Origin of the sequence: Marinobacter sp. (assembly GCF_048269445.1) — a bacterium.
Classification (GTDB): Bacteria; Pseudomonadota; Gammaproteobacteria; order Pseudomonadales; family Oleiphilaceae; genus Marinobacter.
The window spans coordinates 217,065-229,640 of the sequence record NZ_JBLXIQ010000005.1 but is presented as its reverse complement, the minus strand read 5'-3'; the positions used below and the strand labels follow the sequence as shown (position 1 = coordinate 229,640).

The 12,576-nt window shown below is 58.0% G+C and carries 9 protein-coding genes; 4 read left to right on the top strand and 5 right to left on the bottom strand.

What is annotated here, in order from left to right:
• Positions 1 to 111 precede the first annotated feature (111 nt).
• On the bottom strand, positions 112 to 1,554 hold the full coding sequence (locus tag ACN0XM_RS12565) for a dihydrolipoyl dehydrogenase (protein WP_417567284.1): 1,443 nt from the start codon (positions 1,552 to 1,554) through the stop codon (positions 112 to 114).
• 172 nt (positions 1,555 to 1,726) lie between these two features.
• Here ACN0XM_RS12565 and ACN0XM_RS12560 point away from each other — a divergent pair, with 172 nt between their 5' ends.
• On the top strand, positions 1,727 to 2,398 hold the full coding sequence (locus ACN0XM_RS12560; RefSeq protein WP_417567283.1) for a LysE family translocator: 672 nt from the start codon (positions 1,727 to 1,729) through the stop codon (positions 2,396 to 2,398).
• Here the strand turns inward: ACN0XM_RS12560 and ACN0XM_RS12555 are convergent.
• On the bottom strand, positions 2,343 to 3,395 hold the full coding sequence (locus ACN0XM_RS12555) for a 3-deoxy-7-phosphoheptulonate synthase (protein WP_417567282.1): 1,053 nt from the start codon (positions 3,393 to 3,395) through the stop codon (positions 2,343 to 2,345). The two genes, ACN0XM_RS12560 and ACN0XM_RS12555, sit on opposite strands and share 56 nt — an antisense overlap.
• 357 nt (positions 3,396 to 3,752) lie before the next feature.
• On the opposite strand from ACN0XM_RS12555, the gene ACN0XM_RS12550 reads away from it, so the two are divergent.
• Positions 3,753 to 4,541: a secretin N-terminal domain-containing protein gene (locus tag ACN0XM_RS12550; protein WP_417567281.1), complete on the top strand. Its 789-nt coding sequence runs from the start codon at positions 3,753 to 3,755 to the stop codon at positions 4,539 to 4,541.
• A gap of 2 nt (positions 4,542 to 4,543) precedes the next feature.
• Here the strand turns inward: ACN0XM_RS12550 and ACN0XM_RS12545 are convergent, their stop codons facing one another.
• The gene (locus ACN0XM_RS12545) at positions 4,544 to 5,050 is read right to left on the bottom strand and encodes a DnaJ domain-containing protein (protein WP_417567280.1); all 507 of its coding nucleotides are present in this window, start codon (positions 5,048 to 5,050) and stop codon (positions 4,544 to 4,546) included.
• Positions 5,051 to 5,383: 333 nt separating this feature from the next.
• Here ACN0XM_RS12545 and ACN0XM_RS12540 point away from each other — a divergent pair, with 333 nt between their 5' ends.
• Both ACN0XM_RS12540 and ACN0XM_RS12535 read left to right on the top strand, forming a co-directional pair.
• Positions 5,384 to 6,484 (top strand): efflux RND transporter periplasmic adaptor subunit, encoded by a 1,101-nt coding sequence (locus ACN0XM_RS12540; protein ID WP_417567279.1) that lies wholly within the window; start codon positions 5,384 to 5,386, stop codon positions 6,482 to 6,484.
• Positions 6,484 to 9,567 (top strand): efflux RND transporter permease subunit, encoded by a 3,084-nt coding sequence (locus ACN0XM_RS12535; protein ID WP_417567278.1) that lies wholly within the window; start codon positions 6,484 to 6,486, stop codon positions 9,565 to 9,567. The genes ACN0XM_RS12540 and ACN0XM_RS12535 overlap by 1 nt, the downstream gene beginning before the upstream one ends.
• A gap of 64 nt (positions 9,568 to 9,631) precedes the next feature.
• Here the strand turns inward: ACN0XM_RS12535 and ACN0XM_RS12530 are convergent, their stop codons facing one another.
• Positions 9,632 to 10,597, bottom strand: coding sequence for a helix-turn-helix domain-containing protein (locus tag ACN0XM_RS12530; protein ID WP_417567277.1), 966 nt, complete (start codon positions 10,595 to 10,597; stop codon positions 9,632 to 9,634).
• Between the two features lie 92 nt (positions 10,598 to 10,689).
• Complete coding sequence (locus ACN0XM_RS12525; protein ID WP_417567276.1) at positions 10,690 to 12,378, bottom strand: putative bifunctional diguanylate cyclase/phosphodiesterase; 1,689 nt, start codon at positions 12,376 to 12,378, stop codon at positions 10,690 to 10,692.
• Positions 12,379 to 12,576 lie beyond the last annotated feature (198 nt).

Here is a 12,576-nt window from a genome sequence, read left to right as displayed (position 1 = left end):
TCACAGCGAATGAATTCTTCATACGATGAGGTTACGCCAGCTCACTGAAATTTGTGAAGTTTAGTTCGCCAATGCCCACGATAGTAGTGCTTTATCCGTACCGGAGTCAGATCAGACCCCCGGTCCGCACTCGGTGCAACCTTCTTCCGGTGCCGGGCCAATGCTGAGGTTGCGGTTCAGGTCTTTCAAGGCGGTCCTCAGGCCCTCCTCGATCACCGGATGATAAAACGGCATTTCCAGCATTTCGCTCACCGTCAGGCGTCGTTGAGCCGACCATGCCAGCAGGTGAGCGATGTGCTCCGCCGCCGGCCCGAACATTTCCGCACCCATAAACAGGCCACTACCGTGCTCGCCATACACTCTCAGCAGACCGCGGTTCTTACCGATAACGCGGCTCCGACCCTGGTCCTCGAAAGACACCTCACCGACTGCAAAGCAACCGTGGCAACGCTCGTCCACCTGGTTAATGGTTAGCCCAACCGTGGCAATCTGAGGATCGGTAAAAACCACTGCCAGCGGCGTCCGGCGCAAACCCGTCCGCACCTCCGGCCAGGACGCCGCGTTTTCACCGGCAATCCTTCCTTCATCGGCCGCCTCGTGCAGCAATGGCAGGCTGTTGTTGGCATCACCGGCAATGAATATGTGGCTCTGGCCACAGCGCAGGGTATGGGGATCAAAAAGTGGCATACCCTTCTCGTCCAGCTCGATGTCGGCATTCTGGATATCCAGCCCGTCAACATTGGGCCGGCGTCCGGTCGCCGCCAGCAGGTAATCGAAGACCTCGGTCTTTTCGGCGCCCTTATCATCCACAAAGGTAATGGCAACACCGTCACCAACCCGCGCCACTTTTCTCACGTCCGCGTCCGGGTCCAGCGGGAACTCCTCATTAAAGGTTTTCAGGGCATAGTCTCGGATAGAGTCGTCCTGGATCGGACCAACAGCGCCACCCACCCCGAACATGCGCACCCGGACTCCGAGTCTGCTCAGGGCCTGCCCCAGCTCCAAACCGATAACGCCGGGGCCGAATACCACGACCGAGTCAGGAAGATCCTGCCACTCGAAAATATCGTCATTCACCACCAGCCGATCCTTGGCTTCTTTCAGGAACCCGGGGATGTTGGGCCGGGAGCCGGTCGCGACGATGATCCGCTGGGCGTCAACCTCCACGTCGTTGCCTACCACCAGGCGGTTCGGACCAATAAACCGGGCCTGGCCCATCAGGCGTTGCGCTTCGGGGAATTTCTCCACCGTACGAATCACGGAATCCACGAACCGATCCCGCTCAGCCCGCACGCGTTGCATCACCCGTTTACCGTCAATCGTGAGGGCTCCTGCCGAGACCCCGAAAAGCTCGCCAAGCCGCATCTGATCGGCATTGTCGGCGGCCGCGATCAGCAACTTGCTGGGCATGCACCCGACGCGGGCGCAGGTGGTTCCGTAGTGGTCGGCTTCAATCAGTACTACCTTGTCAGTAACCTTGCGGACACGCTGGTAGGCCACCATGCCAGCAGTTCCAGCACCGATAATGGCAACGTCTACTTCTCGTTTGTTCATAAAACGGTCTCCTGACGGGCATTCCCGAGGCCCGGGAACCAAGGAAGGTTCGGTCGGATGTGACCTCAGTATAGAAGCTGCGGCAAGTTTCATCCGCACCGTGAAACAAACACGGATTGAGCCTATGCTGTCAGACTTTTCAAACCGCGGCGAACGGATCGGAGATGGAAACATGCAGACTTACTGGCCGGAATTTCTGACGGTAGCGCTGGTTCACCTATTGGCTGTCGCAAGCCCCGGACCCGATTTTGCCGTGATGCTCAGACAGGCCCTTTGCCAGAACCGAAGAAATGCCCTCCTCACCGCCACCGGAATCGGCGCAGGCATTCTCGTGCATGTCTGCTACTCGCTACTGGGCATCGGCCTGCTGATTCAGCAATCCGTCCTTCTGTTCAGTATTCTTAAGGTGATGGGTGCGTTGTATCTAACCTGGATTGCGATCCAGTGCCTGCGGGCCCGGGCTGGCGGCATTCATGTGAAGGCTACGCCGCAGCGGAGACAATCCGGTCTCGCTGCCCTTCGACTGGGGTTCCTGACCAACGCCCTCAATCCCAAGGCAACCCTGTTCTTTGTTTCTCTGTTTTCCGTGGTTATCAGCCCCGCTACACCCATCGCCCTGCAAGCCGGCTATGGTGTGTACATGGCCCTGGCAACAGGGCTCTGGTTCGCCATGGTTGCCGTTTTCTTCACTCTTCCGCAGGTGCGCAAAGGCTTCAACCGCTTCGGCCACTGGCTAGACCGGTTAATGGGCGGCGTACTGCTTGTGCTTGCAGGCCAGCTGCTGTTGTCTACAGTGAGCGGATCAGAGCCTCTGTCTGTGTCCATCCCAGGCACGGATCGGTAATCGAGCAGCCGTAACGCAGGTCCTCGCCATCGTCCTGACGGCCCGGTTCCAGAAAACTCTCCAGCATTAGCCCGCGAATATGCCGGTTGCCCGCGTGGCGCTGGACCATCACTTCCCGGGCAATATCCAGCTGGCGCTCTGCCTGCTTGCAAGCATTGTCATGGCTGCAATCCACCATCACCGCGGTGGACAGGCCTGCCTCTGCCAGCGTATTGACCGCCCGGTCAATACTGTCGGCGTCGTAATTGGTCACGCCCCGTCCACCCCGCAGAACCAGATGGGTATCGGGATTGCCACGGGTGGTGATCATCACCGGCAAACCAGTTTCAGAAACCCCCAGGTGGTGGTGAGAGTGGCTGGCCGACTTCATGGCATTGGTCGCAACGGCAATACCACCATCGGTTCCGTTCTTGAAGCCGGTCGGCATCGGCAGCCCGCTGACCAGCTCCCGATGGACCTGTGACTCAGTGGTGCGAGCCCCAATGGCAGTCCAGCTGACCAGATCGCCCAAGTAGTCCATGGTGAACGGGCTCAGCGCTTCCGTGGCCAGGGGTAGCCCCATGGCAGCGAGATTGAGAAGCAGGCGACGGGAACGGCACAGCCCCTCATTCAGATCTCCGGCTCCGGTACGCTCGGGATCGTACAGCAGCCCCTTCCAGCCAACGGTTGTCCGGGGCTTCTCCAGGTATGCCCGCATGACAATCAGGAACCGGTCGGTGACAGCATCGGCCAAAGTTTTCAGCTTCTCTCCGTATTCCAGGGCCGCGACCTCATCATGGATGGAACAGGGGCCCATCACAATCAGGGTTCTGTCGTCGGTGCCCTTCAGAATCCGACGGATCGCCTGCCTCTGCTCTCTCACCTGTCGGATGACAAAGTCACTCGCCGGCAGCTCCTGTTTCAGCTCCGCCGGCGTCGGCAGAATAACTTCCTGGCGATGCAGAGCCACAGACTCCGCTGTCTGGTCGGTCAGTTCGGTGTTCAAGGGCATGTTCATGTCAGTGTTCCCGTTTCCCTGCGTCAGAATCAAAAAAGCCCCGGCTGGGCTACCAGTCGGGGCTTTTCGAGTCCGGTGGCAGCCTGGGTTTTCTGCCGGGCTGCCTTCCTCGTTATTCGTTCGATGAAGATCCTATGGGCGGCCCCGGCTCTGGCTAAAATAAAAGCCATAACCAAACCACCAAAAAAACACAGCCGCAACTGCCGCCGCCGGCTTGGCGCCGAAAGCTTGCAGAACATTCAATTGACAGGTCGCGTGTGTCGTCTTCATGATTTCCAATATATACCGCCGGTTTTCAACTTGGCAACCCGTGCGCCGGAGTTTTTTCCGTTCCGACAGCAAGGCTGGGAGCAATCAATGACCGTAACTTCTCGACGATACCCGCTTTTACTTGTGCTGGCAGTGCTCATCGGCCTGCTCTCAAGCCAGGCTGTTGCACAGTCGGAGAGCCGAGCCTATCAGCTCAACAACCGGCCCGGCGAGGATGTGGCCGCACAGATTCGCCAGCTCTACCAGGATTCACCCGTCACTGTCACCACTCAGGGGTCCCAACTTGTGGTTCGCGGTGAGCCAGGGTTACTGGATGAAATCGGAATGCTCGTTGAGACTCTTGACGTCGCCCCGGTGCAGCTCCGGATAACGGTTCGTTCCAGAACAGACATAGGGGGCAAGCGGTCGGGCACCGGCATTTCTGCCTCCGGGAACCAGGTAGAACTTTCAGCACAGCGGCGCGTGACCAGTACCGGCAGCACCCAGGAGAGAACGCTGGTTATGCAGGATGGCCAGTCCGCCCACATCACCTCAGGCCAGATCCGCACGATTCCGGTTGCCGTTCGGGGTGGCCGAAATCCGGCCGCCTTCCTTGAGCAGGTTGAAACCCGAAGCGGGTTTCTGGTCAGCCCGCAGGTCATTTCTGATCAGGCGGTTGAGCTGAGCATCGTGTCTTTCGAGGAGGATCCGGCAAGCCTGGACGGTTTCGAAACCGAAGCGGTAGTCACCATTCGACGGGTAGAGCCAGGTCAGTGGGTGTCACTGGGCAGCACAGCCACCAGCTCGACGCAGGAGCGCAGCGGAATTGTCTATGAGGTTAACAGCAGCCGATCGGATAACCGGAGTTTTGAAGTCAGGGTCGACCTTCTGCCCTGACCTCAGCCGTTGCGTTTGCCCAGCAGAACCTGCTTCGCTTCGTTGAGCTTGGCCGCCAGATAATCGTTGCCGCCCCGGTCAGGGTGAAGCTTTTGCATCAGTCGGCGATGGGCCATCACAATTTCCTCGTCAGGACAGCCGGCCTTCACGCCGAGGACGTCGCAGGCTTCGCGCATCGACATCTGACCACTCAGGCCGCTGCCCGGATCAGACTGCCGGTTTGCCTGCCCATTGCCTGCTTCCTGCTCCTTGCCTGCAAACATCCGGTTCATGGCCGGGGCGTATTTCAGTAACCCCGGCAGCTTTCGTAACAGCGGAAGAACGGCAGCCACTGCGGCTGTCAGCACATGGATACGCCCTGTCAGAACCATAAAGACCAGAAGAGCGCCACCAACCACCAGGACAACTTTCCAGGTCGTCGCCTTTTTCTTTTCGGCAGACAAGGCGCCCCACTGTTTCAGGAGTACAAACACGGCCGCTGCCAATGCGATTCCCAGAATCCACTGCATGACTGATCCTTACCTTAAGTACGGTCGTAATTCTGTCACCGTCTAGTGCCACTTTACCAGTGTCTCTGCGTCGAAAACCCGCGGGGGCGGAAACTGCTATGACTTTCGTCAAAACCGGCCAGTCTGGAAACTAGCTAGAAATACTTACAACCCGGTGACAATGGCGACCTCAATTTTGTAGGATGCTATGCTTTGCCAAACATGAATGATTCCCGTATTCAATCAGTCTGTCGCCGCGCAATGGATCGGCAAGGGAACGCAGATCGCCAGCTTCCCTTTTTTTAACGATAATTGTATCGCCCAGACCGGACACAGATTTCCAGGACCTGAACTATGCGCATTGCTTCCCGCTTTCTGATCGTCATCATTTTCCTCGGCGTGGTGCTTGGAGGCATCTTCGGCTACAAGTTCTACCAGTTCGGCCAGATGCAAGAGCAGATGTCCCAGCCCCAACCACCTGCAAAAATTTCTGCAACCGAGGCTCAGACTGAAAGCTGGACGCCGGCCATCAAGGCTGTTGGCAGTGTGGAGGCCGTGAATGGCATTGAGGTTGCAAACGAAGTACCGGGCGTCATTGAGGAGATCAATTTCGAATCTGGAGACACCGTTGAACAGGGCAACGTACTCGTTCGTCTGAACGCAGAAATCGATGAAGCAGCCCTGCGCACTCGTCGGGCCGAAGCCCAGCTGGCGGAACAGGAATTCAAGCGGATAGCCGACCTGCTTCCGAAGCGCGCGGTATCCCAGTCCCAGTACGACGAAGCCAAGGCCAACTTTGATGCGGCCCGGGCACGAGTAAACGAGGCCGAAGCACAGCTGAGCAAGAAAGTAATCCGCGCGCCGTTCGATGGCACCCTGGGTATCCGGATGGTGGACCAGGGTGAGTACATTGCCACCGGCACTCCGATTGTTGAAATCAATATGCTTGATCCAATCTACGTGGATTACACGCTGTCTGAGAAAAACCTGCCGAACGTGAAACCGGGTTACCCGGTAGTCGCCACAGTAGCCGCCGTGCCCGAGCAGAATTTTGAGGGTATGGTCAGCGCCATTAATACCTCGGTCAATCCAGAGACCCGGACGGTTCGCATTCGCGCGACTCTTGCAAATCCCGAGAACCTGCTGCGCCCAGGCATGTTTGCAACGCTTCTGACACGACAGCCAGAAGATAATGAAGTCGTTACTGTTCCACGGACCGCGATTTCCTATAACACTTACGGCGACTTTGTGTTTGTTGTCGAGGAAAACGATGAAGGTGACCTGGTGGTGAATCGCCGCACTGTCACTACTGGTGAAACCCGCAATACCCGTGTAGCCGTGCTGTCTGGCCTGGAAGCCGGCGAGACCGTGGTCGCCAAGGGTCTTCTACGCCTGCGCGCCGGACAAAAGGTTGCCATTCAGGGCGAAGACCAGAAGCAGGAGGCGTCTGAGTAATGCGCTTCACTGATATCTTTATTCACCGCCCAGTACTGGCGACGGTGGTCAGCCTGCTGATCCTGCTTCTTGGCGCACGGGCAGCCATGGAAATGGAAATCCGGCAGTATCCGGAACTCGAGAGCACCACTGTAACGGTGACTACCGCGTATCCGGGTGCCAGTTCAGACCTGATCAAGGGTTTTATCACCACGCCCCTTCAACAGGCGATTGCTGAAGCCAGTGGTATCGACTACCTGACCTCCACCAGCTCCCAGGGCTCCTCCACCATTGAAGCCAAGATGGTGCTGAACTACGACGCCAACGCGGCCCTCGCAGAAATTCAGGCCAAAGTAGCCAGTCAGCGCAACGTGCTGCCGGCCGAGGCCCAAGACCCGGTGATCACCTCCACCACCGGCGATTCAACGGCGCTGATGTACATTGCATTCTACAGCACGGAGCTGGCGGTTCCCCAGATCACCGATTACCTGACCCGGGTTGTCCAGCCCCGACTCCAGGCACTCTCCGGGGTGGGCAAGGCACAGCTGCTGGGCCGGAAGTTTGCCCTGCGAGTCTGGCTGGATCCGGAACGCCTGGCCGCAGTAGACATGACACCGCAGGAGGTCGTGGCAAAGCTGCGCGCCAACAACTACCAGGCCGCCGTGGGTAACACCAAGGGCACCTACACCGAAATCAGCATGACCAGCGACACCGATGTGGCGGATCCAGATCAGTTCCGGAGTCTGGTCGTCAAGCAGGCGAATGGCACCCAGATCCGCCTGCAGGACATCGCCCGTGTTGAGCTCGGCTCCGAAACCTATAATCAACTGGCTCTCTACAAGGGTCAGCCGGCCACCTATGTCGCCATTGAACTGGCCCCTGGAGCCAACCCGCTGACAGTGGCGGGCCTGGTAAAAGACGAGCTGCCGGATATCGAAAGCCAGTTACCGTCCGGTCTTGATGTTCGCCTGGCTTACGATGCGTCGGACTTCATTGAAGATTCGATCAACGAGGTTATCCAGACCCTGCTGGAAGCCATGATTATCGTTCTCGTGGTGGTGTTCTTGTGCCTCGGTTCGGTGCGCGCGTCCATCGTTCCGTCCGTTGCCGTGCCCCTGTCACTGATTGGTGGCGCCTTTATCATGCTGCTGTTCGGTTTCTCGCTGAATCTGCTGACCCTGCTGTCCATGGTGCTTGCCATCGGCCTGGTGGTGGATGACGCCATCATCATGGTTGAAAACGTGCACCGGCACATCGAGCAGGGCGAGTCTCGCTTCGATGCGGCTATAAACGGTGCGCGGGAAATGGCGGTACCAATCATCGCCATGACAACGACGCTGGTCGCAGTCTACGCGCCCATCGGCTTTATGGGAGGGCTGGTTGGCTCACTCTTCACCGAATTCGCCTTCACCCTGGCCGGCACAGTTGTTATTTCGGGCATTGTCGCCCTGACACTTTCTCCGATGCTGTCCGGCATGGTGCTGAAACCCCATGGCAACCCAGGGAAGTTCGAAAACCTGGTAGAGCGCACCTTCAACGGGATTGCGTCCGGCTATAAATCGGCCCTTAGTTCACTGATGCAGACCAAGTCTGTGGTGATCTTCTTTGCCCTGGTGGTGCTCGGTTCCATTTACTTCATGGTGATGATGAGCCAAAGCGAATTGGCGCCTACCGAAGATCAAGGAATTCTGTTCTACCAGGGTTTGGGGCCTCAGACGTCCACCCTTGATTACCTGACGGAGCACGGTGATGAGATTCAGGAACGTATGTCCACGGTTCCAGGGTATAACGAAGATTTCATGATCATTGGCATTACCGGCCCCAACGCGGTCTTTGGTGGCTTCAAGATGGCCCCCTGGAGCGAGCGCGAAATCAGCCAGTTTGAAGCACAGCCCCTGCTGGATGCTGAACTCAAGAATGTTACAGGCCTACAGACAGCCGTATTCCCTCGCCCGTCCCTACCCGGGTCCGGGGGCGGGCTGCCATTCCAGTTCGTGATTACTACCGGAAGCAGCTATGAGCAACTCGACCAGGTGTCCGATGAACTCTTGGGCAAGGCCATGGGCAGCGGTAACTTCATGTTCCTCCAGAAATCCATCAACTTCGACCGCCCGATTACCCGCATCAAGGTCGATCGGGACCGGGTTGCGGATCTGGGCCTGTCAATGCAGGACGTGGGCCAGAGCCTGTCGAGCATGCTGGGTGGCGGTTACATCAACCGATTCAGCATGGAAGGACGCTCGTATCAGGTAATCCCCCAGGTTGACCAGCAGTTCCGTCTGGACGCCCAGGCCCTCAATGAGTACTACATCCGGACCGACAGCGGAGAACTCGTGCCACTGGGGAGCGTCGTGACCTTCAGCCAGGACGTGGAGCCGTCGAACCGGACCCAGTTTAACCAGCAAAATTCCCTGACACTCCAGGGTGTGGTGATGCCTGGCGTTGCCGCGGGCACCGCCATGGACTTCATGGAAAAGACGGCGGAAGAGGTGTTCCCGCAAGGCTTCAGCTACGACTACACTGGGCAAAGCCGCCAGCTGGCGACTCAGGGCAGCGCCCTGATGGTGACGTTTTTCCTGTCACTGCTGGTCATTTATCTGGTGTTGGCGGCGCAATTCGAAAGCTGGCGGGATCCGTTCATCATTCTGGTCTCAGTACCCATGTCGGTGGCGGGTGCCATGGCGTTCATTGTGCTCGGCTTCACCACCATGAACATCTACACCCAGGTAGGACTGATCACGCTGATCGGGGTGGTTTCCAAGAACGGCATACTGATTGTGGAGTTCGCCAACCAGCTACAGAAGGCGCGTGGACTTAACAAGGTGGATGCCGTGATCGAAGCAGCGGCGATCCGGCTGCGCCCGATCATCATGACCTCCCTGGCGCTGATCTTTGCCATGGTGCCACTGCTGATTGCTGTTGGCCCCGGAGCGGAAAGCCGCTTTGCTATCGGTCTGACCATCAGCGCGGGACTGGGCATCGGCACCCTGTTCACGATCTTTGTGTTGCCGGCGTTCTATATCCTCCTGGGCCGCGATCATCACGGTTCAGCTGCCGACGCCTACTCGGACAAGGATGTTGGCAAGTCGGCAACGGCTCACTGAACCTGGTAACCGAAAAAGCCCGGCCACCGTTCAGTGAGCCGGGCTTTTTATTGCGCTGCCGGATTCAGGTAAGGAACAAATCCTCAACAAGAGCGGGTTCCCGGTGTTGCAGCTTTCTACGCCACTGCACCGTTTCACTGGGCAGCTCCCCGAAGTGGTCCCGGTAAAGGGCCGCAAACCGGCCAAGGTGGGAAAATCCCGCATCGGCGGCATACCGGGATATGTGTGGCACATCGCACTGGCAATCCACCAGCTGATGACGAACCCTCATCAGCCGGTTGCGCTGGTAAAGCCGATAGGGGGTCATGCCGGTTTCCCGCTTCATCAAGTAGTAAAGATTTCGCTCACTGACACCGGAATGACTTGCCAGCGCCTGCAGATCAAAGTCCCAGTCTGGCTCTTGCCGGATTTTCTCGATCGCCCGGAGCAGTCGTCGGTCAAGCTCCGGACACTGGCACAGTGACCGCCCCTCGTTTCCGACGACCTTCGCCAGTTGACCGAAAAGTTGATGGGTCATATCCCTGGCGTGGGCATCGTTCCGAAAAAAGAACGAGCGATGCAGATAACAGGTGATCAGATTCTCACAGGCAGCGAGATTCCCCGGCCTGTCATCGCTGGCAAGCTTGCCCAGCATGCCAGCAGCCGGCCTGAGAATCATGACCTGGCTGTTTTCGGACAATCGCAGACGGAACCGGCCTGAAGGGCGGGCAAGCAGCAGGCGTGGCAGGGGCTTCCAGGCACCGTTTTGGAGGGAGATCTCTGGGTTTCCGGCTCGTGATAACAGAAGAACCGGGTCGGTGGACCGGTTGCCCGTGATATCCATGCCCTGACTGGCATAGACACAAACCACGTTGCCGCCATCGGATCCAAGGGCCGACAAGGCGCCGACCGGACCGCCGCTCTGGTGTAACCGGCATTCCAACTCGTCACAACCGGAAATCTCGCGTATAGCGGCGAGCCACTCAACCAGGGACGCCCGGTTGACCCGAAGATAAGCGTCGAGCTCGAGATCTGGCACTGTGTTTCGCATAAGGTCCGCGGGCTGGTGACTGGACCCACACCTTTAAGACAACGACGCCATTTCCCATAGCCAAATGTTGCAAATTGCCCTGAAACCGGTTTTTATCTTCCCGATTCTTGATGTTGGTCAATTAGCGCACCATTTAACGCCTGCCAGGGCGCCGGTCGGGCCATCAGGTACCCCTGGCCCCGGTGACACCTCAGCTCACACAGTTTTCTGTACTGGTCTTCGTTTTCGATGCCCTCTGCCACTACCTCCAGATCCAGCGCTTCGGCAATCCCCAGAATCGCCGAGACGATCCGCGAATCCCGCGCCTTACCACCCAGGCGCCGGATAAACTGCCGGTCAATCTTGAGCACCTGTACTGGCAATGTGTGCAGGTACGCCAGCGACGAATAGCCGGTCCCGAAGTCATCAATCGCGACAATCACCCCCTGGTCACCAAACTCCCGCAACCGGTTCAGGCACTGCTGGGACAGGTTCATAAGGTGGGTTTCGGTGATCTCGATTTCAGGCAGCCAGCCAATCCGGCGAATCCGTTCAAAAAGCGAACCCAGCAAGCTTTCAAGACGGGAGTCGGTAATCTGGCGCGCCGAGATATTGATGGCCAGGCAAAGTCCGGCGGGTAATGCCCCGGGTGAATCCGGCAGGTCCGCGAGAACACAGCGCACCAGATGCTCCGTCAGCCCGTGGATATGGCCCCGCTGTTCGGCGATGGCAACGAAATCAGCAGGCGAAACGGATCCGAACTCCGGGTGGTTCCAGCGCATCAGCGCCTCCAGCCCGGCAATCCGACCAGTGGCAAGCTGATACTGCGGCTGGTAAACCACGCTGAACTCTTCCGGCGCGGTCTTCAGTGAGACAATCAGGGCTTCCGACAAGCGCTGCTCGTGCCGGCCCTGTTCCGTGTCCACCGCACTGTAAATGCGATAACAGGCCCGGCCCGCCAGCTTTGCGGCGTACATGGCCCGGTCTGCATTCTGCAGCAGTTCCCCGCCGGTTTTGCCATGGTCCGGATACACGACGGCACCTACCGAAGCCGATAGAAAATACTCACGATGATCAACCACCACGGGGGCCTGAAAGATCTGGGCCATGCGCTGGCAGACACCGTCCAGATCGTCGTCGCACTGCAACTCGATGATAGCCGCAAATTCATCTCCCGAGAGCCTTGCCACCACATCTCCCCGCCGCAACACGCTCTGGATACACCTGGCCGCCTGCTGCAGCACCCCGTCGCCACAGTCGTGGCCATGCAGGTCATTGACCGACTTGAAGAAATCAAGATCCACGTAGAGCACTGCGAAACGCCGCCCTTCCTTCTCCCGCTGGGATACGCGGGCCTTGAGGAACTCCTGGAACAGCGAACGGTTGGGCAGCTCGGTGAGTGGATCATAATAGGCCAGTGAAGCCAGTTGCTCGTCGCTGGAGGCAACATCGCCAACATCCATGAAAACTCCGGCGTATAAGCGTCGGTTGTCATGCTCTACGGGGTATATCGATAGCCACTGCGGATAGGTCTCACCGTTTTTGCGCCGGTTCCATATCAGCCCCTCCCAGCGGCCGTGACGCTCAAGACTCTCCCACATGGCCTGATAGAACTCCGGAGAATGCAAACCGGAACTCAGTACCGAAGGTGCCTGCCCGAGAACTTCATCCGCCCGGTAGCCAGTCACGGTACCAAACATCCGGTTAACGTAGGCAATCTTCGGCTCTGTCGTCGCCAGCATAATCGCCCTGGGATGACTCTCAACCAGGGCTCTGAAATCCTGTTGTTGTAATGCCTGCATGCCCTGCTCACTCCTTTTCAGCAGTCTCGAAACTGGTACGGCCAACTCCAACCATCAGCATAGGGAGTATCTGTCGCCAACCTAGCCATATACTGCAAAAACGGCAAAGCTACGACGAAAGCCCAAGAAATGGTGAGAAAATGTTCAATTATTGCAATAACCGGATATCGGATGGGCGGGATGCCGTCGATAGTAAGC

What these genes read in the sequence shown, in the direction of transcription:
- ACN0XM_RS12565 (WP_417567284.1), bottom strand. Translation starts at nt 1,554, where the DNA reads ATGAACAAACGAGAAGTAGACGTTGCCATTATCGGTGCTGGAACTGCT.
- ACN0XM_RS12560 (WP_417567283.1), top strand. Translation starts at nt 1,727, where the DNA reads ATGCAGACTTACTGGCCGGAATTTCTGACGGTAGCGCTGGTTCACCTA.
- ACN0XM_RS12555 (WP_417567282.1), bottom strand. Translation starts at nt 3,395, where the DNA reads ATGAACATGCCCTTGAACACCGAACTGACCGACCAGACAGCGGAGTCT.
- ACN0XM_RS12550 (WP_417567281.1), top strand. Translation starts at nt 3,753, where the DNA reads ATGACCGTAACTTCTCGACGATACCCGCTTTTACTTGTGCTGGCAGTG.
- ACN0XM_RS12545 (WP_417567280.1), bottom strand. Translation starts at nt 5,050, where the DNA reads ATGCAGTGGATTCTGGGAATCGCATTGGCAGCGGCCGTGTTTGTACTC.
- ACN0XM_RS12540 (WP_417567279.1), top strand. Translation starts at nt 5,384, where the DNA reads ATGCGCATTGCTTCCCGCTTTCTGATCGTCATCATTTTCCTCGGCGTG.
- ACN0XM_RS12535 (WP_417567278.1), top strand. Translation starts at nt 6,484, where the DNA reads ATGCGCTTCACTGATATCTTTATTCACCGCCCAGTACTGGCGACGGTG.
- ACN0XM_RS12530 (WP_417567277.1), bottom strand. Translation starts at nt 10,597, where the DNA reads ATGCGAAACACAGTGCCAGATCTCGAGCTCGACGCTTATCTTCGGGTC.
- ACN0XM_RS12525 (WP_417567276.1), bottom strand. Translation starts at nt 12,378, where the DNA reads ATGCAGGCATTACAACAACAGGATTTCAGAGCCCTGGTTGAGAGTCAT.